A 24,564-nucleotide genomic window follows, 5' to 3' on the forward strand; every position below is an offset into this window, starting at 1 on the left:
GCTCCCACGGCCGCATCTAGTGGCCAGATGGTCGCAGCACACAACATGTTGTGGGCGAATTGGGTAACGAATGATGAATCAAGCTTACACCATCTATGGCGCGCTTGGCTCGGGGTCCGTGCCGGTCGAAGCTGTTTTGACGCTTCTGGGGCGCCCCTACACCGTGATCGAGGCGCCGACCTGGGAAGGCGCGGCCCAGCAGGCCAAGGTGGCGGGGGTCAATCCGCTGAAACAGATCCCGGCCCTGGTCACGCCCGACGGCGAGACGATCACCGAGAGCGCCGCCATCCTGATCTGGCTGGCCGACCGGCATCCTGAAGCGCGGCTGGCTCCGTCTCTCGATTCGCCCCTGCGCGGCCAGTTCCTGCGCTGGATGGTGTTCGTGCCGGCCTCGATCTACTCGCTGTTCTGGGTGCGGGACGATCCCTCGCGGTTGGCGGGGCCGGACGTCGAGGCTGGGGCGAGGATCAAGGCGGCGACGGCCGACCGCATCGCCGAGTGCTGGGCGATGATGGAGAGTCAGTTGACGCCGGGCCGGTACCTGCTGGGTGACGAACTGACGGTCCTGGATTTGTATGTCGCCGTGGTGAGCCGCTGGGGCTCGCGCCGCAAGCGGTTCTACGAGGTGGCGCCGCGGATGAGCGAGGTGGTGCGGCGGGTGGACGCCGATCCCAGGCTGGCGGACTTCTGGGCAGAGCGGTTCCCGTTCGTGGACGGGTGGGAGAGCAACGGGGCGGCGGGAACCTGAGCCCTGCCCGCTAGCACTTGCCCCCCACCTGACCGCTGCGCGGTCTGTCCGCCCCCATAGGGGGCGGAGGACCGTCGCACGGCGTCCTCTTCCCCCTGTGGGGGAAGACGGTCGCGAAGCGACCCGTAGGGGGCAAGTGGTCGCCGCACCGCCCCTTGGGAAACCGCCCATGATCCTGCTAAGCAGCGGCCATGCTGACCGATCCCCTGTTCTACGCCGTCGCCATTCCCGCGGTGATCCTGCTGGGCCTGGCCAAGGGCGGGTTCGCGGGGATCGGGGTGGTGGCGGTGCCGATGATGGCGCTGGTCATCTCGCCGGTGCTGGCCGCGGCGATCACCCTGCCGATCCTGCTGGCCCAGGACGTCGTCAGCGTCTGGTCGTTCCGCAAGACCTGGGACAAGGGCCTGCTGATCCTGATGCTGCCGGCGGCGGCGGTCGGCATCTTCCTGGGCTGGCTGCTGGCGGCCCGGGTCTCCGTCGCGGCGGTCGAACTGTCGATCGGCCTGATCTCGATCGCCTTCTCGCTGCAGCGCCTGTGGGCCGAGCGGGCGGTCAAGGTCGCCCAGACGATCGAGGCCGGTCCGGCCCGGCCCTGGCTGGGCGCCCTGTGCGGCGCGGTCGCCGGCTTCACCAGCCAGGTGGCCCACGCCGGCGGTCCGCCGTTCCAGATCTACGTCCTGCCCCGCCGCCTGCCGCGCGACGTGTTCATCGGCACCAGCGCCATCTTCTTCGCCACCGTCAACTGGATGAAGGTGCCGGCCTATATCGCGCTCGGCCAATTCACGCCCCAGGTGCTGACCACGGCGGCCGTGCTGCTGCCCCTGGCCCTGGCCTCGACCTGGGCGGGCGTCTGGCTGGTGCGCCGCGTGCCGGCCGAGGGCTTCTACAAGGTCATCTACGTGCTGCTGATCGCCGTGGGCGCCAAGCTGGCCTGGGACGGGGCGCACGGCCTGCTGGGCTGATCGATAGATGCGTCCAACGCCCTTTCGCCGCCACGATGATCGGCGTTTATATGTCACCGATTGAGCGTAGAGTGGGGCCATGAGCGAGACGACCAGCATCATTCCGGTTGCGGACGCGGCGCCGGTTCCGGCGATCCCTCCGACCACGCACTATCCCACGCCCGGCGCCAAGTGCGCCGACCTGGTGGTGCATCTGGCCGGCCTGGCCTGCGCCCTGCTGGGCGGCGGCATCCTGCTGGGCCTGGCGTTCGGCCTGGGCTCGCTGAGTCAGGTGGCGGCGATCAGCGTCTACACCGTGGGCCTGATCACCATGCTGTCGCTGTCGACCGCCTACAACTTCGCCAAGGCCCGCTGGCGGCCGCTGCTGCGCCGCTTCGACCACGCCGGCATCTTCATCATGATCGCCGCGTCCTACACCCCCTTCACCACCCAGAACCTGCACGGCTGGTGGGCGATCGGCATGACCACGGCCGTCTGGTCGGTGGCCGGCGTCGGCGTCGCCGCCAAGCTGTTCCTGCCCGGCCTGGACAAGCGCTTCTGGGTCGGCCTCTACCTGGCCCTGGGCTGGCTGGTCCTGGTGGCCGTCAAGCCGATGATCGCCGGCATGGGCTGGGCAGCCCTGCTGCTGCTCGCGCTTGGTGGCGTGATCTATTCGACAGGTACGGTGTTCTACCTGATGAAGCGGCTGAAGTTCCGGCGGGCGATCTGGCACGGTCACGTGATCGGCGGCGCCGGCCTGCACTACGCCGCGGTGCTGGTCGGGGTGGTCCTGGCCTCGAGTGGTCACCCCTGACCTTGCGTAAATTGGGCTAGCCTTGAACACCCCGCCGGACTCCAAAAAGACCGCTCAGACCTTCTTCTGGGACCGCGCCGCCAACGGCCAGCGCGGCAAGCGCCTGCCGGCGCCGCTGACCCAGGCCGACAGCACGGTCGAGGCGGTCGGCTTTCCCGGCGTGCGGCTCAGCGTCGACGAGGCCGACGAGGCCCTGCGCAACGTCGCCGACCGCCTGGCCCCGCTGCGGCCGCTGCTGGGCCGCGACGACTTCAACATCCTGGCCCTGTCGGGCGGCGCGGCCGGCGGCGCCTTCGGGGCCGGCGCCCTGGTGGGCCTGACCAAGGCCGGGACCCGTCCGGAGTTCGCCATCGTCACCGGCGTCAGCACCGGCGCCCTGATCGCCCCCTTCGCCTTCCTGGGCTCGGAGTGGGACGAGCGCCTGGCCGACGCCTATGTCGGCGGCCACGCGGCCGACCTGCTCAGCTTCAAGCGCCTGGGCCCCGGCCTGGGTCCCAGCCTGTTCAGGGGGGACGGCCTGGACGGGCTGGTTTCGCCGTTCATCGACTTGGACATGATCGCGGCCGTGGCCCGCGAACACGCCAAGGGCCGCCGCCTGCTGATCGCCACCACCAATCTGGACAGCCAGAAGGTCACGATCTGGGACATGGGGGCGATCGCCACCCAGGGCGGCGACGACGCCGTGCGGCTGTTCCGCGAGGTGCTGGTGGCCTCGGCCACCCTGCCCGGCCTGTTCCCGCCCAAGCTCATCGACGTCGAGGCCCCCGACGGCCATGGGGGGATGACCCACTACCAAGAGATGCACGCCGACGGCGGCATCGCCGCGCCGCTGTTCCTGATGCCCGACGCCCTGCTGCGCTGGCGCGAGCTGGGCCAGCGCCTGCGGCGCGGCCGGGTCTATGTGATCTTCAACACCGTGCTCGACCCCTCGCCCCGCACCACCCCGCCGGGCGTGACCTCGATCATGGGGCGCAGTTTCGAGACCATGCTGCGGTTCTCGTACCGCCAGGCGCTGAGCGTCGCCGCCGGCTTCTGCGCCCGCCACAACCTGCCGCTCTGGTCGGCCTCGATCCCGGTCAGCTTCTCGGGCTTCAATATGATGAAGTTCGAGACCGCGTTGATGAAGCGGACCTTCGACGACGCCGAGGCCCTGGCGATCAGCGGTCAGCTGTGGTCCAGCGCCATCCCGACGCCCGAGCCCCTGTGGCGCGGCCTGTTCAAGCGCCAGCCGCCGCGCGGGCGGACGGTCAAGGATCCCATCCTGGCGCCGACGACGGGCCTGGCCCTGTCGGAGGGAACCTCCGCCGAGCTGGGCGTCGTGTCCGACCGGGAAGAGCCTATTTCTTGAGGTAGCGGGCGCGCAGCTTGTCGACGTTCGGCGGCACGGCGCGGAAGTCCGAAGCCAGGCCCAGCCGGGCGTTGCACGACGGGCAGCGCACCGAGTCCTCGTCGGCCAGCTCGGCCGGCGGATCGAAGCGCGTGCCGCACGGCTTGCACTTGAAGTCGCCGACAGCCGGCGGCGGGGGCGGGGGCTCGGGCGCCATCACCACGACGCGCTTGTGCCCGGCCGGACGCTGGATGCGCTCCAGCGGCGGCGGCCCGCCCGGCGCGGCGACGCCGCTCTTCAGGCTCAGGATCTTGCGGGGGCGAGGAGGCTCGCTGTCGCTCATGGCGCTTGATGGCTCGGGTGAAGGGCTTGGCGGGTCAAGGGCGCTAGCTGCATGATCTGGGCCCGAAACTCAAGCGCCGAGCGTATCACGCCGGCTCAGACGTCCTACCAGTGAGGCCGCAGGCTGAACGAAAAGGCCAGCATTTCGTCCTTCTGGGTGGCCATGCCCATGATGACGTCCTTGGCCTTGATCTTGCGGTGCACATAGCCGAACGAGGCCTGCATCGGGCCCTTGCGCCAGGCGACGCCGGCCTGGCCGTCGCCGACCAGCTTGCTGCTGGCGTCGGACGTGACGCCGGCCCCGCTCCAGTCGCCCTCGCTGCCGCGCAGCATGTTCATGCCCACGGCCTGGCCGCTGGCGGCGGCGAACACGTACCAGCGTCCCCGCTGACCGAACTGGCGGCCGTCCTGGACGCCCAGAGAGTCAACGACCTGGTTTCCCATCTTCTTGCCGAAGCGCACCGTGGCGCCGGCCTCGGCCGAGCCGCCGGCGCCGCCGAAGCCCAAGCCGGCGTGCGGCGTGACATCGAGCGCGTACTTGCCGGCGCCGACCGAGACGGCGGCCGGCCAGCCGCGAGTGACGGTGACGTCGACGTCGCGATCCTCGAAACTGTCCTCGTCGGGGCGGACCAGGGCCAGCGGCCGGGTCCGGCCGGCCGGCGCGACGCTGGCCACCGACATGCGGACCGAGTCGACGGCGTGCGCGCCCTCGCCGACCACGACGGCGCTGGACCGGTAATTGACCGCGCCGCGGCCCTCGTAATAGCGGTTGGCGTCGAGCAGGGCCGCGTCGCCATAGGCGCCGGCGGGCGAGAGCGCGAAGCTGGGATCGCTGGCGCGCTCGGTCCGGGCGGCGGGCGCCTCGGCGAAACCGACCGAGGCGGCGGGGCGCACGTTGTGGACGCCGAGGTCGACGGGGGTCGCGGCGCGGGCGGCGCGCATGTCGACGACAAAGCTGGGCGGGGCCTTGCGGGCGGCGGAAGACGCCCTATCTGCAGGACTGGACGATTTGGCGGACCGACTCGGTTGGGCCTGCGCCGTGGCGATGGCCAGGACGCTCAGACCCAATCCCGCAGCAAATGCCGTGCAAGCACGCATTCCGGTCCCCAGAACCCTTTCCCCATGAAAAGCCTACTCGGAATTCGAACGGCGTCCATGGGACAAAACCCCACGTCATGAACATTTCGCACTGAGTATGGTTCCGGACGAAAAAGGGCGTCGCGGAGGCCCGCGACGCCCTTGATTTTCAGGAATTCTTAAGGTCTGGCGCCGGCCGGCTCACTGGCAGGCCAGGCATTCCTCGTAGTCGGTCTTGGACGGGGCGTCGAAGCCGTTGACGGGCCCCGCCACCGCGACGTCGGAACCGGCGTAGGACGCCCGTTGCACCGACTTGGAGCGCAGGTAGTACAGCGACTTCACGCCGCGCTCCCAGGCCTGCCAGTGCAGCATGTGCAGGTCCCACTTGTCGACGTCGCCCGGCAGGAAGATGTTCACCGACTGGCTCTGGCAGACTTCCGGCGTGCGGTCGGCGGCCAGTTCGACCACCCAGCGCTGATCCAGCTCGAAGGCGGTCTTGTAGACGTCCTTGTCGTCCTGGCTGAGGAAGTCCAGGTGCTGGACCGAGCCTTCGTTCTCCAGGATCGAACCCCAGACCGCGTCGGTGTTCTGGCCCTTCTCCTCGAGCAGCTTCTCCAGGTAGGGGTTCTTCACCGCGAACGAGCCCGACAGGGTCTTGTGGGTGTAGATGTTGGCGGGGATCGGCTCGATGCCGGCGCTGGTGCCGCCGCAGATGATCGAGATCGAGGCGGTCGGGGCGATGGCCAGCTTGTGCGAGAAGCGCTCCATCGAGCCGCGGTCGGCGGCGTCCGGGCACGGACCCTTTTCCTCGCCGATGGTGATCGACGCCTTGTCGGCCTCGCGGCGCAGGTGCTTGAACATCCGCATGTTCCAGCTCTTGGCCAGGGCGCTCTCGAACGGCACGTTCTGGCTTTGCAGGAAGCTGTGGAAGCCCATCAGGCCCAAACCCACCGAACGCTCGCGCATGGCGGCGTAGGCGGCCGTGGCGGCGGCGTCCGGCGCGCGGTCGATGAAGTCCTGCAGGACGTTGTCGAGGAAGCGCATGATGTCCTCGATGAACATCGGATGGTCGCGCCATTCCAGGAACGTCTCGGCGTTGACCGACGACAGGCAGCAGACGGCCGTGCGGTCGTTGCCCAGGTGGTCGACGCCGGTGTGCAGCATGATCTCGCTGCACAGGTTCGACTGGCGCACGCTCAGGCCCAGCTCGCGCTGGTGCTGCGGCATGGCGCGGTTCACGGTGTCGGAGAAGATCAGGTAGGGCTCGCCGGTCTGCAGGCGCAGCTCCAGGACCTTCTGCCACAGGGCGCGGGCGTCGACTTCGCGCAGGACCTCGTTGGTCTTGGGCGAGCGCAGGCCGAACTTGTGGCCGTCGCGGACGGCGTGCATGAACTCGTCGGTGATCGAGATGCCGTGGTGCAGGTTCAGGGACTTGCGGTTGAAGTCGCCCGACGCCTTGCGGATCTCCAGGAACTCTTCGATTTCCGGGTGGTGGATGTCGAGGTAGACGGCCGCCGAACCACGACGCAGCGAGCCTTGGCTGATCGCCAGGGTCAGGCTGTCCATCACGCGGATGAAGGGGATGATGCCGCTGGTCTGGCCCTGGCCCTTGACCTTCTCGCCGATCGACCGGACGCCGCCCCAGTAGGTGCCGATGCCGCCGCCGTTGGCCGCCAGCCAGACGTTCTCGTTCCAGACGCCCAGGATGCCGTCCAGGCTGTCGCTGACGGCGTTCAGGAAGCAGCTGATCGGCAGGCCGCGCTCGGCGCCGCCGTTGCTCAGCACCGGGGTCGACGGCATGAACCACAGCTTGCTCATGTAGTCGTAGACGCGCTGGGCGTGGTCGGCGTCGTCGGCGAAGGCCGTCGACACGCGGGCGAACATGTCCTGGTAGGATTCGCCGGGCAGCAAATATCGGTCTTCCAGGGTGGTCTTGCCGAAATCGGTCAGCAGGGCGTCGCGCGAGCGATCGACCTCGACCTTGCGCACCAGCGCCAGTTTCGGACGTTCAGCCTTCATGCCGCCGGTGCGGACCAGGGGGAGAGCCGTCGTCTTCGCCGCTTCACTGCCGTTCATGATCAAAAATCCATAATCAATCAGCGTGTTCCGGAAAAGGGAACGTCCCGTCCAGCCGCTACATCTTGTGGCCGAGGAGCCCCCTCAGCCCACATATGGGGCCACAGTGGCTAATGACTCGTCAACGACGAGATGCGCCTCGCGGGCGAGTTTTTTCTTAACAAGCTGTGAACGAACAACGGTGTCCGGGAAGATGCTGGGCATCATCAAGGGGTTGCACGGCCAAGGCAAACGCTGCTGCGGCGACCTGTCACGGGCCACAAAGAAGTGATCCGGTCGCGGACCGGATTGCGCTGAAAAGCACTTGCCTGCGCCAAGCGCCCGGCCGGCGGGCGATCCGACGTCCACGGCGCATCTTGCGACCGTTTCCGACGTCGTCCCGCTCCTGGGCAGGCCCAAAAGAAAAGGGCCCGGCGTTTCCGCCGGGCCCTCAACCTTAGTGCCTGATCTTGATCTTAGAAGTTGATCGAGATCGTGGAACGACGGTTCAGCGGTTCCTTCACACCATCGCCAGTGGCGACGGCCGGGGCGCTTTCACCCTTCCAGTCAACGGCCAGGGTGTCGGCGGCGACACCGGCGCCGACCAGGGCGTCAGCCACGGCCTTCGCACGACGCTCCGAGAGCTTGGCGTTGTACTTCGGCGAACCCGAGGTGTCGGTGTGACCGACAACCACCAGCTTGGTGGCCTTGCCCGAGGTCGCGTAGTTCGCGGCTTCCGAAACCACCGACTGGGCTTCCGGCGTCAGGACGTACTGATCGAACGGGAAGTAGACGATGAACTCGCGAGCCTCATACGCCGGCGGAGGCGGCGGGGGAGGCGGCGGGGGCGGAGGCGGCGGGGGCGGAGGAGGCGGCGGCGGCGGGGGCGGCGGCGGGGGCGGCGGCGAAGCGAAGGAGTAACGCAGACCCACGGTCAGCGATTGGTCCTTGTACTGGCCTTGGAACGCGCCGGGTTGGATCGCGCCGTTGCCGGTCGACTGCCAGCCGTGCTCTTCGGTGGCGAACCAGCGGTAGGTCACGTCGACCTTCAGCTTGTCGGTCGCCTTGATCGAGGCGCCGGCGATGGCTTGCCAGGCGATGGCGATGTCGTCGTCGTCGACGGTCAGGTTCTGCTGAGCCGCGTTGGTCGGGGTGACCGGGCCCACGCCGCTGAACTGACCCAGCGCGCTGACGTCGAGACGGTTGATGCCGAGACCGGCGCCCAGGTAGGGGTTGATCCACGAGTCCGGCGCGAAATCGTACAGGACGTTGACCATCAGCGACCAGGAGTCGATCGAGCCCGACGGGCCGCCGCAGGTCGGCGAGGCGGCCGAACGGGTCACGCCGGGGGTGCAGAGGCCGATCGGCTGCTGACGGACCGGGTTGCCCATGACGGTGGTCAGGTCGCCGGGGCGGTAGCCGCCTTCGACTTCGGCGCGCCAGTTCGGGTTGAACTGGTAGCCCAGGCGGACGAAGCCGGCCCAGTCTTCATCCGTCGACCAGGTCCAGTGCGCGTGCGCGCCATCGCGCAGGCTCAGGTCCGATTCGGAGTTGATGCCCTCGGGCCAGTGGTAGCCAAGGTCGACCGCGCCGTACCAGCCGGTCTCTTGGGCCGAAGCGGCGCCAGCGGCGAACACCGCGGCCAGAGCCACCCCCGCCAGGAGTTGGAGTTTCATATCAAGAGCCCTCTATTGCCCTGCACCGGCCGAGACCGACCGAGCATTGTTATACCAAGGCGCACGATCCGCGAAAGTGTCAGCAGAGCAACACCCGTCAGGTTTCGAGCGCCCCATTAGAGATGACGCCGCGAAACATGACCGCCCCCACGAAATCAACTTCCGAGCGTATCGGCTGACTGTCCCGGAAAAAGCGCCAGCATAGTACCGGTTCGCACGTGAATCCGCGCAGCGCAAGGCCTTCAGAGCGTTTTGCAACCTGCAAACGTGTAAAAATGTCGCACCTGTGCAGGAACTCCACAGTCGGAAGCGGCGGGCGCCCGCTACCTCAGTCGAGGGTCCGTCGGTAACGCGACATAGCGGCGGCGGCGATCGCCACGACAAATAGCGCCAGGGCGAAAAGACTAGTCCAAAGGTCGATCAGACCCAGTCCTTTAAGTAAAGAGCCGCGCACGATTCGCAGGAAGTGGGTCACGGGGATCACGCTGCCCAGGGCCTGGGCCCAGGCCGGCATGCCCCGGAACGGGAACATGAAGCCCGACAGCAGGATCGAGGGCAGGATGTAGAAGAACGACATCTGCACCGCCTGCAGCTGGTTGCGGGCCACGGTCGAAATCAGAAAGCCCAGCGACAGCGACCCGAAGATGAACAGCACCACCCCCAGGGCCAAAGCGTCCCAGCCGCCCGCCATCGGCACCGAGAACAGCACCCGCGCCAGCACCAGGATGACCACGGTCTGGATCAGTCCGACCACCACATAGGGCGACAGCTTGCCGATCATCACCTCGATCGGCTTGGCCGGAGTGGCCAGCAGGCTCTCCATGGTGCCGCGCTCGTATTCGCGGGTCATGCCCAGCGAGGTCATCATCACCAGGGTCAGCGACAGCACCACGCCCAGCAGGCCGGGCACGATGTTGTAGGCGGTGATGGCCTCGGGATTGTAGCGCCGGTGGATCACCACCTCGAACGGATCCTTGTCGACCCCCACGCCGGAAGATGGGGCCGCCGCGCCCACCAGGTCGCGCGACAACGCCGTACGCGGAAGATTGGCCAGGGCCGCGATCGCCCCGCCGGTGGCGGCGGGGTCGGAGGCGTCGGCCTCGACCAGGATCTGGGCGTCGTCGCCGCGCACCACGCGGCGCGTAAAGTCGGCGGGGATGGTCAGGGCGAACTGCACCTCGCCCCGGGCTATGGCCTGGTCCAGCTCCTCGGGCGAGGACGCCTCGCGGACGATCTTGAAGTAGCCGTTGTGGGCCAGGGCCGAGAGGGCCGAGCGCGCCATCGGCCCGTGGTCCTGCACCAGCACCGCCGTGGGCAGGTCGCGCGGGTCGCTGTTGATGGCGTAGCCGAACAGCAGCAGCTGGACGATCGGCATGACCAGGATCATCGCATAGGTCAGCCGGTCGCGGGTGAGCTGGATGAACTCCTTGGTCAGCACCGCCAGGATGCGGTTCAGGGACAGGCCCCTGTCGGCCGCCCCAGACGAGGATTGGGCGCCGCTCATTGAAAGTTGTCCCGCGACGACGCCATCAGTTGGATGAACACGTCCTCCAGCGTGGGCGAGACCTCGCTCCAGACGAACGGCGGCTTGCGATAGGGGGCGATGGCGGCCTCCAGCGCCGCGCGGTCCTGGCCGCTGACGTGCAGGGCGGCGCCGAACGGCGCGGCCATGGCCACGCCCGGGGCCTTGGAAAGCTCGCGGCCCAGCCGGTCGGCCCCTGGTCCCTCGGCGCGGAAGGTGGTCAGGCCCGACTGGCCGATCACCTCGTCCAGCGTGCCGCGCGCCATCAGCTTGCCGTAGGCGATGTAGGCGATGTCGTGGCAGCGCTCGGCCTCGTCCATGTAGTGGGTCGAGACCATCACGGTCAGGCCCTCGGCCGACAGGGCGTGGATCTCGTCCCAGAACTCGCGCCGCGCCTGGGGATCGACGCCCGCCGTGGGTTCGTCCAGCAGCAGCAGGCGCGGCTCGTGCAGCACGCACGACGCCAGGGCCAGGCGCTGCTTCCAGCCGCCCGACAGGCTGCCGGCCAACTGCTTCTGGCGTCCCGCCAGGCCCAGCCGCTCGAGCGCCTCGTCCACCCGCCGGCGGCGCTGGTCCAGGCCGTAGATGCGGGCGGTGAAGTCCAGGTTCTCGCGGATCGACAGGTCCTCGTAGAGCGAGAACTTCTGGGTCATGTAGCCGGTCTGGCGCTTGATCTCCTCGGCATGGCGCCGGAAGTCCAGGCCCAGCACCGTGCCCTCGCCGGCGTCGGGGGTCAGCAGGCCGCACAGCATGCGCAGGGTGGTGGTCTTGCCCGAGCCGTTGGGGCCCAGGAAGCCGGTGATCTTGCCGGAACCGACCTGGATGGTCAGGTCCTGGACCACGTGCTTGTCGCCGTACGACTTGTCCAGGCCGCGCACGTCGACGGCCAGCTCGCCGCCCGGCTCGGTCAGACGCTTGGAAGCAGGCTGGGCGACCGCGGCGTTCACTTGCCCGCGCCCTTCAGCGGAACCACGTCGACCGGCAGGCCGGGCGGCAGGTCGTCCGGACGGTCCGGCAGGGCCTCGACCAGGAACACCAGCCGGTCGCGGGCGTCGCGGCTGTAGATCACCGGCGGGGTGAACTCGGCCCGGGGGCTGACGAAATTGATCCGGGCGCCGAGGCCGCTCTTGCAGCCGTCGCACTCGAAGGCGATCCGCGCGCCCGGCTTATAAAGAGCGACCTGCGACTGGGGCACGTAGAACCGCAACCGCACCCGGTTGTCGGCCAGCAGGGCCACCACCGGCTGGTTGGCCGCCACCCACTCGCCGGGCTGGTAGAAGACGTCCTGCACCCGGGCGGCCGCCGGGGCCTTGGGGCTGATCTGATCGAGGCGGTCCTGGGCGACCGTCAGCTGGTCGCGAGCGGCGGCGGCCTGGCTCTCGGCCGCGCGGATGGCGTCCGGCCGCGCGCCCAGCGTGCCGACCCGCCGCTGCTGCTCGACGGTGCGGACATTGGCCTGGGCCGTGCGCAGGGCCGCCTTGGCCTGGTCGAGACGGGCGGGGGCGTAGAAGCCCCGGGCCGCCAGGGGCGCGACGCGGTCATAGTCGGCCTGGGCCTGGGCCATCTGAGCGGCGGCGGCGGCGCGCTGGGCGTCGTAGACCGCCAGCTCGTCCGGCCGCTGGCCCTTTTCCGCGTCCAGCGCCTGGTACTGGGCGGCCACGGCCTGGGAGGCGGCCTGGTCGCGGGCGGCCACCAGCTGGGCGGCGTCCAGGGCGAACAGCGGCTGGCCGGCGGTCACGCGCTGGCCGCGCTGCACCGACACCGTGCTGACCGGCCCGGCGACCGAGGCCCCGACATAGAGGGTCTCGCCCTCGACATAGCCCGACAGCCGCCGGGGATGGGCCGAGCCCGGCCCCCAGATCCGCCAGGCGACGAACCCGACCAGAAGGGCCGCCGCGACGGCCAGGACGATGCGAACCCGCGGCCTCATGCGCGTCCCTCCGCCGGATCGACCAGCATGCCCTGCAGGACCACCTCGGCGTGCTGGGCCAGCAGGGCCTTCAGGTCGACCGGCTTGACCCCGATCGGCACGAACACCTCGCGCCACAGCACGCCCAGCAGCAGTGGCCCCGCCAGGCTGAACACATAGAGCTGGGGATCGCCGGGCCGCACCTCGCCGCGCGCCTGGGCGGCGGTCACGGCCCCGCTCATGGCGCCCAGCATCAGCGAGATCACGTCCTCGTGCCAGACCTTGGCCAGCTCCGGGAAGTTCCTGGACTCGCCGATCACCATCTTGGCCACCGCCCCCAGCCGGCTCTCGGTCACCACCTCGGCGATGCGGGCGAAGACCAGGCGGATCAGGTCGCCGAACGGCATCTGGCTCTGGGCGATGAAGCCGGCGACGGCCTCCAGGTTGGGGGCGATCGTCTCGCGCACCACCGCCCGGAACAGGTCCTGCTTAGTCTCGAAATAGAGATACAGCGCGCCCTTCGACACCCCTGCCCGGGCGGCGATGTCGTCCAGCCGCGCGGCGGCGAAGCCCTTCTCGGAGAACACGACCAGCGCCGCGGCGATGATCTCGCCGGGTCGGGCTTCACTGCGTCGTCGCCACTTGGGTTGGCCGGGCTGCATGGTGGGGCTCTATATATAACTGACGGGTCAGTTATATATCCGGATATCACCGGTTGTCAAAGCGACGAGATCCGCTCGACCGGAAGTGGCGCCTCGTCTAGCTTGACCGCATGCGCGCCCTCCTGATCCTCGCCGCCGCCCTCGTGCTCGCCAGTCCGGCCCAGGCCCGGGATGACAAGGAGGCCGCCACGCGTTGCGCCGCCGGCGTCGCGCGCCTCGACAAGCCGCTGAACGACCCGTCGGCGCGGATGGCTGTCTATTTCTGGTCTGTCTTCATCGATCACTACCGCCCGATCCCCTATGAGGCGGCGGCGATGTCGCAAAAGGTGATCGCCCAGTGCGGCGACGACGGTCGCCGCGACAACGCCTGGTCCTTCACCGTGCACCTGCTGGCCGCTTCGGGCGACCTGGACGGAGCCCAGGCCGTGGCCGAGGAGCGCTTGCGGCTGTCGCCCTCGAACACCGCATTGGAGGAACTGGCGGAGGTCCGGCTGCGAAAGGGCGACGAAACCGGCGCGCTCGACATCGTGCGCGGAAAGGCTCTTCCGGGACGCTCCGACGAAGAGATGCTGGCGCGGATGTACCGGTCCCTCACCGTCGAACGTGACGCCGATCAGTCCGCCGCCCTGGCCTTGCTTCGGAGAGGCGAACAACATTGGCGCGCCCTGGCCGAAGTCCAGCGGGATCCGGATACGACCATCCGGTTGGCCGGCATGATCGCCCGCCAGGGTTCCCCGCAGGAACGCATGAACGACAACAAGGCCGCCGCCGTGACCTATGCCCGCGTCGAGGCCACGCTCGCCCCGCTGCGCATCCGCCCTCTGGACGGCTTCGATGAGAACGGAGTCGAGGCCGTCCTGATGGACGCCTATGTCTCGGGGGCCAGGGTCTCCGCGGCGGCCGGCGATCGCGCCGGCGTGCTCGACAGCGCCAGCAAGGCCGTCTCCCTGGCCCAAGACGAACCTTTCACAGTCGCGGACGGAACGTTCCGGGGCGAGATCTCCATCAACCGCTGGATGGACGGCTATCCGGCCCGCTTTTCTGTCGACTACTTCCGGCAGATCGCTGACGACCTGATGCGGGTCGACGCGCCGCGCGAGGCCCTCCCTCTCCTGAAGGCCGTCGCCGAGTTCCGGGCGGAGGTGGCCAAGATCCGCGCCAGGCCGGACGACGGCGTCAACCTGATCAAGGTCGCGAGGGCCCAGCGCCTGGCGGGCGAACCCGAAGTGTCGCTGAAGACGATCGACGCCGGCCTGGTCCTGATGCGCGCCGAGGCCAAGCGCCCCACGCCCGTCGGCCCCATCGAGGGCTATATGCTGACGGCGATCGCCGAGGGCGTGCTGGAGCGCGGCCTGGCCCTGGACGCGCTGGGACGCGGGGCCGACGCCTGCGCCGCGTTTCGCGACGCGCGCACGACCTACAGCCCCAACCCGACCATATATCCCGTGACCGATCCGTTGCTGACCCGGCTGGACGAGGCCGTGGCGCGTCCGGCCTGCGCCGCCTAGACCCGGCCCGCGTCCCGCAGCCGCTTGCGCTTGCCGCCCAGCGCGTCCGGGCGGTTCAGCACCTTGCGGTACTCGTCGCGGCGCTCGTGGATCGAGGCGATGACCAGGCCCATGGGCACGCCGATGTCGACCAGCACGGCTTCGGACAATTGCAGCGAGGCCTCGATGGTCTCGGGCACGGCGTCGGTGGCGCCCAGCTCGTAGAGGCGGGCGGCGTGGCGGGCGTCGCGGGCCCGGGCGACGATGGTCAGGTCGGGGCGATGGCCGCGCGCGGTGGCCACCACCGCCTCGGCGGCTTCCGGCGAATCCATGGTCACCACCACCGCGCGGGCATGGTCGAGGCCGCAGCGCTCCAGCAGCTCCACCCGCGAGGCGTCGCCGAAATAGACGCGGTGGCCGGCGCGGCGGCCCTGCTGGACGAAGCTGGGGTCGCGGTCGATGGCGATCCAGGGCAGCTCGTGGCGGTCCAGCATGTCGCCGACCAGCCGGCCGACCCGGCCGTAGCCGACCACCAGCACCCGGCCCGCCGGCTCCTCGCTCTGCAGGCCCACCAGATCGGGCGCCTCGGTGACGGGGGCCGGGGCGCGCTTGGCCAGGCGTCCGCCGACCGCCGACAGGACCGGGATCAGGAACATGGTCAGGGTCGCGGCCACCAGCACGGCCTGGCCGACCTGGTCGGAGACCACGCTGGCGGCCATGGCGTTGTCCAGGATCACGAAGGCGAACTCGCCGCCGGCCGCCAGGGTCAGGGCGGCCTCGATCGACGCGCGGTTCGACAGGCCGAACAGCCGGCCCAGCCCCATGATCATCACGCCCTTGACGACGATCAGACCCACGGCGACGCCCAGCACGAAGACCGGCGAGGCGACCAGCAGCGACAGGTCCAGCCGGATGCCCAGCGACACGAAGAACAGGCTCAGCAACAGCCCCTTGAACGGCTCGATCTTGACCTCGACCTCGTGGCGGTACTCGGTCTCGGCCAGCAGGATGCCGGCCACGAAGGCGCCCAGGGCCATCGACAGGCCCGACAGCGACGCCACCAGCCCCGCCCCGATGATCACCAGCAGGCAGGCGGCCATGAACATCTCTTCGCTCTTGGCCTTGGCGACCGAGCGCATCATCGGGCGCAGGGCCAGGCGGCCGAACAGCACGATGATCCCCAGGCCGACCACCGCCGGCCCCAGGGCCAGCAGGTCGCGCAGGCCGAACGTGCCGTCGCCCCGGCCCAGGATCGCCAGGGTGATCAGGATCGGGGCCACCGCCAGGTCCTGGAACAGCAGCACCGAGAAGGTGGCCCGCCCGCCCTCGGCGTGAAGGCGCTTGCGCTCGACCAGCACGGGCACGGCGATGGCGGTGGACGACAGGGTCAGGGCCGCGCCGATCGCCAGGGCCGCGACCGGCTGCTGGCCCAGCGCCATGGCGATGCCGCCCAGCGCCAGCGAGCAGCCGATCATCTGCAGGGCGCCCAGGCCGAAGACCAGCTTGCGCATCAGCCGCAGCCGCTCCCACGACAGCTCCAGCCCGATCATGAACAGCAGGAACACCACCCCGAACTCGGCCAGCTGGGCGATTTCCTGGGGGTTGTCGACGGTGACGTAGTCCAGCCACGGGAAGGTGTGGCTCAGCGCGCCCAGGCCGAACGGCCCCAGGATCACGCCGGCGATCAGGAAGCCGAGGATGGGGTTCAGCTTCAGCCGCTTGAACAGCGGCGCGACGATGCCCGCCGTGGCCAGAAACAGCACCAGGTCCTTGTAGTCCGCCGGCGACATCGCGTGGTTCACGTGGTGGAGTCCCCTCTTTGAACGTTTCCTAGCTGGCGAGTTTCAGTCTTACGCCCGCGCCGGCCCCGACCCCGTGGTCATTGTCCGGCGCGATCAGCGCGACGCCGCCGGTCTCCAACGCGTCGATCAACAGGCGTTCGGTGCTATGGTGCAGGGCGTGGCGCTCGGTCTCGAAGTCCTTGACCGTGCTGCGCGAGACGCCGGCCTTGTCAGCCAGGTCGCCCTGCGACCAGCCCAGCAGGCCGCGCGCGCCGCGACATTGGGCCGGCAGGAGAATTTTTGCGTGGGGCATCTGGCGCTCCCGGGCTTTGTCACCCATATTGGTTGAGTACGCCCGAAAATGTTGACCGTCAAGGAGAGCCTTTGCACCACACATCCCTGATCGCCACCATCTGCGCCGGCCTGGGCCTGGCCTTCGTGTTCGGCGCCATCGCCAATCGCCTGAAGCTGCCCGTGCTGGTCGGCTATCTGGTCGCCGGCGTGGTCGTCGGCCCCTTCACGCCCGGCTACGTGGCCGATCAGGAGCTGGCGCCGCAGCTGGCCGAGATCGGGGTGATCCTGCTGATGTTCGGGGTGGGCCTGCACTTCTCGGTCAAGGACCTGCTGGCGGTGCGCAAGATCGCCATCCCCGGCGCCGTGGTGCAGATCCTGGCCGCCACCGCCATGGGCATCGGCCTGGCCCACCTGCTGGGCTGGACCCTGGGGGCGGGGATCGTGTTCGGCCTGGCCCTGTCGGTGGCCTCGACCGTGGTGCTGCTGCGGGCCCTGCAGGAGCGGCGGCTGATCGAGACCGACCGCGGCCGCATCGCCGTCGGCTGGCTGATCGTCGAGGACCTGGCCATGGTGCTGGCCCTGGTGCTGCTGCCGGCCCTGTCGGGCATGATGGGCGGCGAGGCCCCGCCGCCGGGACCGGGCGGCGTCGCCGGCGCCTTCGCCATCACCATCGGCAAGGTCGCGGCCTTCGTCGCCCTGATGCTGATCGTCGGCCGCCGGGTGATCCCCTGGATCCTGCACCGCATCGCCCACACCGGCTCGCGCGAGCTGTTCCGCCTGGCGGTGCTGGCCATCGCGCTGGGAGTCGCGTTCGGCTCGGCGGCGCTGTTCGGCGTGTCGTTCGCCCTGGGGGCCTTCTTCGCCGGCATGATCATGGCCGAGAGCGAGCTTTCCCAGCAGGCCGCCAACGAGACCCTGCCGCTGCGCGACGCCTTCGCCGTGCTGTTCTTCGTGTCGATCGGCATGCTGTTCAACTGGTCGGTGATCCTGCGCGAGCCCCTGGCGGTGCTGGCGACCCTGGCGATCATCGTGATCGGCAAGTCGGTGGCGGCCTGGATGATCGTCATCGCCTTCAAGCGCCCGCAGAGCGTGGCCCTGACCATCTCGGCCAGCCTGGCCCAGATCGGCGAGTTCTCGTTCATCCTGGCCGGCCTGGGCGTGTCGCTGAAGCTGCTGCCCAAGGAGGGTCAGGACCTGATCCTGGCGGGCGCCATCCTGTCGATCCTGCTCAACCCGCTGCTGTTCGCGGTGCTCGACAAGATCCTGCCCAAGCTGGTCGGCCGGACGGGCGAGCCGGTGGCTCCGGCGATCGCCGCCCAGCCGCACGGCGTGCTGGTCGGCTACGGCCGGGTCGGCAAGGCCGTCGCCGAGGGGCTGAAGGGCCGCATGCCGCTGGTGGTGATCGAGGACGAGGGCGAACGGGCCGACGAACTGCGGGCCGGCGGTTTCGACGTGCTGCAGGGCAACGCCGTGCGGCCGGAGATCCTGCTCAAGGCCGGCCTGGCCGAGGCCACCCACCTGTTCGTCGCCGTGCCCAGCCCGTTCGAGGCCGCCCGGATCATCGAGCAGGCCCGCGCCGCCAACCCGAAGGTCAAGATCATCGCCCGCGCCTATACCGACGCCGACGTCGACCTGCTGACCCAGATGGGCGCCACCCACGCCCTGATCGGCGAGCAGGAGATCGCGCGCGGCATGCTGGCCCTGGCGCCGAAGCGGGCGGCTCCGGCGGCGTCCGTGCACTAGGCTCGGGGACATGCGCTTGTGCATGTCCCCGGCGCCGCATTGACCAAACCCGCGCCAGCGCCTACTCCCCGCCTCATCATGAGCCCCCGCCGCGTCCAGACCCGGTCGACCTGGCCCATCGCCCTGCTGGCGATGCTGGCCGTGCTCGTCCAGGCGCTGATGCCGGCCGCGGCCATGGCCCACGACGCCGCCGGCCAGTCGGTGCTGATCTGCACCGCCGACGGCGCGAAAAGCGTCGAAGTCGCGGGCGACATCATCGGCAAGAAGGATCCCAAGGGATTCGGCGGCCTGCCCTGCGCCCAGTGCGTGGCCGTCGCCCTGGCGACCACCACCCCGCCGGACATCGCCGTCGCGCCGGTGCTCTACAGCGCCCGCATCGAAGCCGCGCCCCGCGCCGCCCTGACCGGCGTCGCCCTGGCCCGCGCGCCCCCGCGTCCGCCGGGGCAAGGACCACCGACCGCCTGATCGCCTGACCTTCGTCTCGCGCGTTACGGCCGCATGCCGACGCGCGTCGTCATGCTTTCGGGGCTCTTTTCATGTCCAATTCCTTCCGCCTGGCCCTTCTGGCCGGCGCCACGTTCTGCCTCCTGTCATCCGCCGCGTACGCGGCCGAAGACGACCAACGCTCCACCGTCGACTCGGTCATCGTCACCGCCCGTCCCAATCCCGAGGATCCGCCGGTCGTGGCGGCCGCGCGCCGGCGCCTGTCGGAAACGCCCGGCGGCGTGTCGGTGATCTCGCAGGAATCCTACATCCATCGCGAGACCCTGGGTCTGGACGACATGCTGCGCGACGCGCCCGGCGTCTACGCCCAGCGCAAGTGGGGCGGGGATGTCCGCATCTCGATCCGCGGCTCGGGAATCGGCAACGCCAACCACAATCGCGGCCTGCTGCTGGCGCAGGACGGCGTGCCGTTGAACGAGGCCGACGGCTTTGGCGACAGCCAGGTCGCCGACCCGCTGAACACCCGCTACGCCGAGGTCTATCGCGGCGGCAACGCCCTGCGCTTCGGCGGGGCCCTGCTGGGCGGCGCGATCAACATGGTCACGCCCACGGGCAAGGACGCCGGGTTCGACAATCAGGTCCGCATCGACGGCGGCTCCTACGGCCTGCTCCGCGAGCATGTCGCCATCGCCCGCCAGTCGGGCGACTGGGACGTCTATGCCGCCGCGACCAACCAGACCGGCCAGGGCTGGCGCTCGCAGAGCCAGCAGAACATCCAGTTCGGATCCTTGAACATCGGCCGATCGTTCGGCCAGGACCGCGAGGTCCGGTTCATCGTCAACGGCTCGAACATCAACCAGGAGATCCCTGGATCGCTGACCCTGGCTCAGTTCGAGGCCAATCCGCGCCAGACCGCCGTGGGCAACGCCAGTGGCGACCAGGGCCGCAATCAGCGCGGCGTGCGCGGTTCGCTGGGCACGACCTGGCGGCTCGGCGACGATCTGGTCTTCCAAGGTTCGCTCTATGCGGTGTGGAAGGACCTGGACCACCCGATCTTCCAGGTCATCGACCAGCAGAGCCGCAACTACGGCGCCTTCGGCCGCTTCGACTGGGACGGCCAGATCGGCGGCAAGCGCGCCGACGCCTTCTTCGGCGCCTGGTACCGCACCGGCGACATGGACTCCAACTTCTACGTCAATGTCCGCGGCGCTCGCGGCGCCCCGACCTCGCGGACGCAGCAGAACGCCAAGGCCGTCGATGTGTTCGGCGAGGGCCGCCTGTTCGTCACCGACCGCGTGGCCGTGGTGGCGGGCGCGACCTGGGGCCAGGCGGAGCGGGACTACACCAGCTTCGCGGTCCCGGGCGTGGCGACGACGTTCAACCTGAAGGCCGACAAGACCTACGACTGGGTCTCGCCGCGCATCGGTCTGCTCTGGCAGGACGAGACCGGCAACCAGATCTTCGCCAACCTGACCCGCTCGGTCGAGCCGCCGAACTTCAGTTCGATGACCCCGACCAACACCGGCTTCACGCCCGTCAGCGCCCAGAAGGCCTGGACCGGCGAGGTCGGGGCGCGCGGCCACACCGGCCCGTTCACCTACGACGTCACCCTGTATCGCACCGACCTGAAAGACGAGATGCTGCAATATGCGGTCAGTTCGTCGATCCCGGCCTCCACCTTCAACGCCGACAAGACGGTCCACCAGGGGATCGAGGCGGCGCTGGACTGGGCCGTGGCCCCGCGCTGGCGCATCCGCCAGACCTGGACCTGGTCCGACTTCCGCTTCGAGGACGACGTCCAGTTCGGCGACAATCGCCTGCCGATCGTGCCCCAGAACTTCTACCGCTCGGAGGTCCGCTACGACGACCCGCGCGGCTGGTTCCTGGCCCCGTCGGTCGAGTGGTCGGCCAGCGACCAATGGATCGACTACGCCAACACCAAGAAGGCGCCGGGCTACGCGATCCTGAATTTGAACGCCGGCTGGAAGGTCAGCGGCCAGGTGTCGCTGTTCCTCGACGCGCGGAACCTGGCGGACAAGGCCTATGTGTCCAACACCCAGGCCGCCGTGACCTGGACCGCGGCGACCGCCACGCTCTGGCCGGGCGATGGCCGGTCGGTGTTCGGCGGCGTCACGGTCGGCTTCTGAGGAGAAACGCCATGAAAGCTCCGCTGATCGCCTTGCTGGCCCTGGCCGCTCCGTTCCCTGCCCTGGCCCACGTCGTCGCCGCGCCGGGCGAGGCCAAGGCCGGCTCCTATTCCGCGATCGCCTTCCGCGTCGGCCACGCCTGCGCGGCCGGCGACACGACGCTGAAGCTGCGGGTCGAGATCCCCGACGGCGTCGCCTCGGCCCGGCCGCAGCCCAAGACCGGCTGGACGATCGATGTCGAAAAGGACGGTGACCGCGCCACCGCGGTCACCTGGACCGGTCGCCTGCCCGACGACCAGTTCGACGACTTCGCCCTGCTGATGAAGCTGCCGGCTCAGCCGGGCGCGCTGGTCTTCCCGGTGATCCAGTCCTGCGAGAAGGGCGAGAGCCAGTGGACCGAGATTCCCGATCCCGAACGCCCCGGCGAGAAACTGACCCGCCCGGCCCCGACCGTGCGCCTGATCCCCGCCGCCGCCGAACAAATGCCCTCCATGCCGGGCATGAAACACTGATGCCGAGAAACGCCATGAACCGCTTCGCCCTCGCGGCCCTCGCCGCCCTCACCCTCTCCACGCCCGCCTTCGCCGGCGACTACCGCGCCGGCGGGATCGAGGTCCGCCGCCCGTGGACCCGCCCCGCCCAGGCCGGCATGAACGGCGTCGGCTACCTGACGGTGGCCAATGTCGGCGCCAAGCCGGTCAAGCTGGTCGGCGTCGAGACCCCCGCCGCCCGTTCGGCGACCCTGCACCAGTCCAGCATGGCCGGCGGCGTCTCGTCGATGCGGCCGGTGACCGGCGGCCTGACCATCGCCCCCGGCGCCAAGGTCGACTTCGCCCCCGGCGGCTATCACCTGATGCTGATGGGCCTGACCAAGGCCCAGGCCCTGGGCGGCAAGGTTCCCCTGACCCTGGTGTTCGACGGCGGCCGCAAGCTGCGCATCGACCTGTCGGTCGAGGCGGGTCCGCCAAAGGCCGATCCGATGGCCGGGATGCATATGGATCACTGAAGACGGCGTAACCTGCACGTCAGAACCCCTCTCTCTCTTTGAGAGAGGGCGAATAGTGTCCGCCTCCGTCGCGGAGCGACTTTCGGCGCCCGATACCGCCGCACTTCGCCCGCCTCCCCCAAACATGACAAAAAAGTAAGGGGCGAAAAGGCCCCGGGGATGGCCAAGTCGCGGTTCGGATTTTCCAACGGATCGCTGCTTCCATGAAACGAATCTGGTTCGCCGCCGCCGCCATGGCCGCGCTGTCCCTGTCGGCCTTCGGCGCCCAAGCGCGTGAAGACCACGACCACGCCTGCCTGAACGACGCCTGCACCCTGCAGTCGCTGTTCGTGGCCGCCGACACCCCGACCGCCGGCGCGCCGACGATGTCGCTGGAGTCGCCGCGCTACGGGACCTGGGGCTTCGACGCGGCGGGCATGGACCGTTCGGTCAAGCCGGGCGACGACTTCTACAAGTTCGCCAACGGGACCTGGGACGCCAACACCGCCATCCCCAGCGACCGCACCCGTTACGGCAATTTCGACAAGCTGTCGGAATTGTCCGAGGCCCGCACCAAGGCGATCATCACCGAGGCCGCGTCCAGCACCGCGCCCGACGCCGACACGGTCAAGATCGGCGCCGCCTACAAGGCGTTCATGGACGAGGCCCTGGCCGAGAAGCTGGACGCCAAGCCGATCGCCGGCGAGCTGGCCGACATCCGCAAGGTCGGGACCAAGGACGACTTCACCGCCCTGATGGGCCGCAACCCGACCACGGGCTATTCGGCGATCCTGGGCCTGGGCATCGGCGCCGACGCCAAGAACCCGACGCGCTACGCCGTCTACGCCACGACCGGCGGCCTCAGCCTGCCCGACCGCGACTACTATCTCGACGCCAAGTTCGCCGAGAAAAAGACCGCGTACGAGGCCTATGTCGCCCAGATGCTGACCATGGTCGGCTGGGACAAGCCCGCCGAGAACGCCAAGGCCGTCGTGGCCTTCGAGACCCAGCTGGCCGAGGCCTCCTGGACCCGCGCCGAGCGCCGCGACCGCGACAAGACCTACAACCCCGCCACCCTGGCCGAGCTGCAGGCCCTGACCCCGGGCTTCGCCTGGAACCGCTATCTGGTCGGGACCGAGCTGCCCAAGATCGACCGCGTGGTGGTGACCACCAACACCGCCTTCCCCAAGTTCGCCAAGGTCTATGCCGACACCCCGCTGGACACGCTGAAGGCCTGGCAGGCGTTCAAGGTGGCCGACGGCGCGGCCCCGATGCTGTCCAAGCGCTTCGTCGACGCCAGCTTCGAGTTCCGCAACAAGACCCTGGCCGGCCAGCCCGAGCAGAAGCCCCGCTGGAAGCGCGGCGTCGCGGCGGTCAACGGCCAGCTGGGCGAGGCGGTCGGCCGGGTCTACGTGGCCCGCTACTTCCCGCCGGAATCCAAGGCCAAGATGATCGACCTGGTCGGCAACATCCGCACGGTGCTGAAGGCCCGGCTGGAGACGCTGGACTGGATGTCGCCGCAGACCAAGGCCCAGGCCGAGGACAAGCTGGCCAACTTCACGGTCAAGATCGGCTATCCCGACAAGTGGCGCGACTACTCCAAGCTGGAGGTCAAGGCCGACGACGTCTACGGCAACGCCCTGCGCTCGGCGGCCTTCGAGTGGCGTCACGACGTCGAGCGGCTGAACGGGCCGGTCGACAAGAGCGAGTGGGGCATGACCCCGCAGACGGTCAACGCTTACTACAACTCGGTCAATAACGAGATCGTCTTCCCGGCCGCCATCCTGCAGGCGCCGTTCTTCCATCCGGACGCCGACCCGGCCGTCAATTACGGCGGCATCGGCGGGGTGATCGGCCACGAGATCAGCCACGGCTTCGACGACCAGGGCCGCAAGTCGGACGGCAAGGGCGTGCTGCGCGAGTGGTGGACCGCCGAGGACGCCGCCAAGTTCAAGGCCCAGGCCGACAAGCTGGGCGCCCAGTACGGCGCTTTCGAGCCCCTGCCCGGCGCCAAGGTCAACGGCCAGCTGACCATGGGCGAGAACATCGGCGACATGGGCGGCCTGGCCTTCGCCCTGCAGGCCTATCACGCCTCGCTGGGCGGCAAGCCGGCCCCGGTGATCGACGGCTTCACCGGCGACCAGCGCGTCTACCTCGGCTGGGCCCAGGTCTGGCGCTCGAAGATCCGCGACGACGCGCTGCGCCAGCAGGTGGTCAGCGATCCGCACTCGCCGGCCTATTACCGCGTCAACGGCACGATCCGGAACCAGGACGGCTGGTACTCGGCCTTCGACGTCAAGCCGGGCGACAAGCTGTACGTGGCGCCGGAGGACCGGGTCCGGATCTGGTGACTTCGACTGGGGACATGCGCTCGCGCGTGTCCCCACCGACGCCCTGAAACTGGGGACACGCACAAGTGCATGTCCCCAGTCCAGAACGCAAAAACGGCGGCCCGCATCGCGGAGCCGCCGTTTTTATCGATTCTGTCAAAAACTGGAGCTAGACCCCAGATACACCAAACCCGTCGCGGGGGATAATCGCGACGGGTCCAGCTATTTCTCGATCATTCGATCTAGGTGGGCGTTTCCTCCCCGAAACGCCGAAGGAAGG

21 protein-coding genes are annotated in these 24,564 nt (G+C 69.2%); 11 read left to right on the forward strand and 10 right to left on the reverse strand.

Annotation, left to right across the window (positions count from 1 at the left end; translation table 11 throughout):
- Positions 1-73 precede the first annotated feature (73 nt).
- The 4 genes from AC1DMQ_RS07150 (at position 74) to AC1DMQ_RS07165 (ending at position 3,851) form a co-directional block, all read left to right on the forward strand.
- Positions 74-748: a glutathione S-transferase family protein gene (locus AC1DMQ_RS07150; protein ID WP_477032909.1), complete on the forward strand. Its 675-nt coding sequence runs from the start codon at positions 74-76 to the stop codon at positions 746-748.
- A gap of 191 nt (positions 749-939) precedes the next feature.
- Positions 940-1,710, forward strand: a complete 771-nt coding sequence (locus AC1DMQ_RS07155) for a sulfite exporter TauE/SafE family protein (protein ID WP_477032859.1) — start codon at positions 940-942, stop codon at positions 1,708-1,710.
- Between the two features lie 79 nt (positions 1,711-1,789).
- On the forward strand, positions 1,790-2,503 hold the full coding sequence (gene trhA / locus AC1DMQ_RS07160; RefSeq protein WP_477032860.1) for a PAQR family membrane homeostasis protein TrhA: 714 nt from the start codon (positions 1,790-1,792) through the stop codon (positions 2,501-2,503).
- 22 nt (positions 2,504-2,525) lie between these two features.
- A complete protein-coding gene (locus AC1DMQ_RS07165) occupies positions 2,526-3,851 on the forward strand; it encodes a patatin-like phospholipase family protein (RefSeq protein ID WP_477032861.1) in 1,326 nt (441 codons plus the stop codon).
- On the opposite strand, the gene AC1DMQ_RS07170 is transcribed toward AC1DMQ_RS07165, so the two are convergent.
- The 8 genes from AC1DMQ_RS07170 to AC1DMQ_RS07205 form a co-directional block, all read right to left on the reverse strand.
- The gene (locus AC1DMQ_RS07170; protein ID WP_477032862.1) at positions 3,841-4,173 is read right to left on the reverse strand and encodes an FmdB family zinc ribbon protein; all 333 of its coding nucleotides are present in this window, start codon (positions 4,171-4,173) and stop codon (positions 3,841-3,843) included. The two genes, AC1DMQ_RS07165 and AC1DMQ_RS07170, sit on opposite strands and share 11 nt — an antisense overlap.
- A 104-nt stretch (positions 4,174-4,277) precedes the next feature.
- The gene (locus tag AC1DMQ_RS07175) at positions 4,278-5,270 is read right to left on the reverse strand and encodes a lipid A-modifier LpxR family protein (RefSeq protein WP_477032863.1); all 993 of its coding nucleotides are present in this window, start codon (positions 5,268-5,270) and stop codon (positions 4,278-4,280) included.
- Positions 5,271-5,450: 180 nt separating this feature from the next.
- Entirely contained in the window at positions 5,451-7,331 is a 1,881-nt protein-coding gene (locus tag AC1DMQ_RS07180; protein ID WP_477032864.1) for a ribonucleoside-diphosphate reductase subunit alpha, read from the reverse strand.
- Positions 7,332-7,780: 449 nt separating this feature from the next.
- On the reverse strand, positions 7,781-8,980 hold the full coding sequence (locus AC1DMQ_RS07185; RefSeq protein WP_477032865.1) for an OmpA family protein: 1,200 nt from the start codon (positions 8,978-8,980) through the stop codon (positions 7,781-7,783).
- A 328-nt stretch (positions 8,981-9,308) separates the two neighbouring features.
- Positions 9,309-10,484, reverse strand: a complete 1,176-nt coding sequence (locus AC1DMQ_RS07190) for an ABC transporter permease (protein ID WP_477032866.1) — start codon at positions 10,482-10,484, stop codon at positions 9,309-9,311.
- Positions 10,481-11,449, reverse strand: coding sequence for an ABC transporter ATP-binding protein (locus AC1DMQ_RS07195; RefSeq protein ID WP_477032867.1), 969 nt, complete (start codon positions 11,447-11,449; stop codon positions 10,481-10,483). The genes AC1DMQ_RS07190 and AC1DMQ_RS07195 overlap by 4 nt, the downstream gene beginning before the upstream one ends.
- Positions 11,446-12,432, reverse strand: a complete 987-nt coding sequence (locus AC1DMQ_RS07200) for an HlyD family secretion protein (RefSeq protein WP_477032868.1) — start codon at positions 12,430-12,432, stop codon at positions 11,446-11,448. Before AC1DMQ_RS07200 ends, AC1DMQ_RS07195 begins: the two co-directional genes overlap by 4 nt.
- Positions 12,429-13,073 (reverse strand): TetR/AcrR family transcriptional regulator, encoded by a 645-nt coding sequence (locus AC1DMQ_RS07205; protein WP_477032869.1) that lies wholly within the window; start codon positions 13,071-13,073, stop codon positions 12,429-12,431. The genes AC1DMQ_RS07200 and AC1DMQ_RS07205 overlap by 4 nt, the downstream gene beginning before the upstream one ends.
- 110 nt (positions 13,074-13,183) lie before the next feature.
- Between AC1DMQ_RS07205 and AC1DMQ_RS07210 the strand changes: the two genes are divergently transcribed.
- Positions 13,184-14,581, forward strand: a complete 1,398-nt coding sequence (locus AC1DMQ_RS07210) for a hypothetical protein (RefSeq protein WP_477032870.1) — start codon at positions 13,184-13,186, stop codon at positions 14,579-14,581.
- Here the strand turns inward: AC1DMQ_RS07210 and AC1DMQ_RS07215 are convergent.
- A complete protein-coding gene (locus AC1DMQ_RS07215) occupies positions 14,578-16,350 on the reverse strand; it encodes a cation:proton antiporter domain-containing protein (protein WP_477032910.1) in 1,773 nt (590 codons plus the stop codon). The genes AC1DMQ_RS07210 and AC1DMQ_RS07215 overlap by 4 nt on opposite strands.
- A gap of 40 nt (positions 16,351-16,390) precedes the next feature.
- Positions 16,391-16,654 carry a helix-turn-helix transcriptional regulator gene (locus AC1DMQ_RS07220; protein ID WP_477032871.1) on the reverse strand — a complete coding sequence of 88 codons (264 nt, stop codon included), beginning with the start codon at positions 16,652-16,654 and terminating at the stop codon, positions 16,391-16,393.
- Between the two features lie 71 nt (positions 16,655-16,725).
- Between AC1DMQ_RS07220 and ybaL the strand changes: the two genes are divergently transcribed.
- The 6 genes from ybaL (at position 16,726) to AC1DMQ_RS07250 (ending at position 24,305) form a co-directional block, all read left to right on the forward strand.
- Positions 16,726-18,378, forward strand: coding sequence for a YbaL family putative K(+) efflux transporter (ybaL, locus tag AC1DMQ_RS07225; RefSeq protein ID WP_477032872.1), 1,653 nt, complete (start codon positions 16,726-16,728; stop codon positions 18,376-18,378).
- 78 nt (positions 18,379-18,456) lie between these two features.
- Complete coding sequence (locus AC1DMQ_RS07230) at positions 18,457-18,843, forward strand: DUF2946 family protein (protein ID WP_477032873.1); 387 nt, start codon at positions 18,457-18,459, stop codon at positions 18,841-18,843.
- A gap of 71 nt (positions 18,844-18,914) precedes the next feature.
- On the forward strand, positions 18,915-20,969 hold the full coding sequence (locus AC1DMQ_RS07235; RefSeq protein ID WP_477032874.1) for a TonB-dependent receptor family protein: 2,055 nt from the start codon (positions 18,915-18,917) through the stop codon (positions 20,967-20,969).
- An 11-nt stretch (positions 20,970-20,980) separates the two neighbouring features.
- Positions 20,981-21,481 (forward strand): YcnI family protein, encoded by a 501-nt coding sequence (locus AC1DMQ_RS07240; protein WP_477032875.1) that lies wholly within the window; start codon positions 20,981-20,983, stop codon positions 21,479-21,481.
- 14 nt (positions 21,482-21,495) lie between these two features.
- Positions 21,496-21,975 carry a copper chaperone PCu(A)C gene (locus AC1DMQ_RS07245; RefSeq protein ID WP_477032876.1) on the forward strand — a complete coding sequence of 160 codons (480 nt, stop codon included), beginning with the start codon at positions 21,496-21,498 and terminating at the stop codon, positions 21,973-21,975.
- Positions 21,976-22,178: 203 nt separating this feature from the next.
- Positions 22,179-24,305 carry a M13 family metallopeptidase gene (locus tag AC1DMQ_RS07250; protein WP_477032877.1) on the forward strand — a complete coding sequence of 709 codons (2,127 nt, stop codon included), beginning with the start codon at positions 22,179-22,181 and terminating at the stop codon, positions 24,303-24,305.
- Positions 24,306-24,564 lie beyond the last annotated feature (259 nt).

Source organism: Caulobacter sp. 05L422, assembly GCF_056397765.1.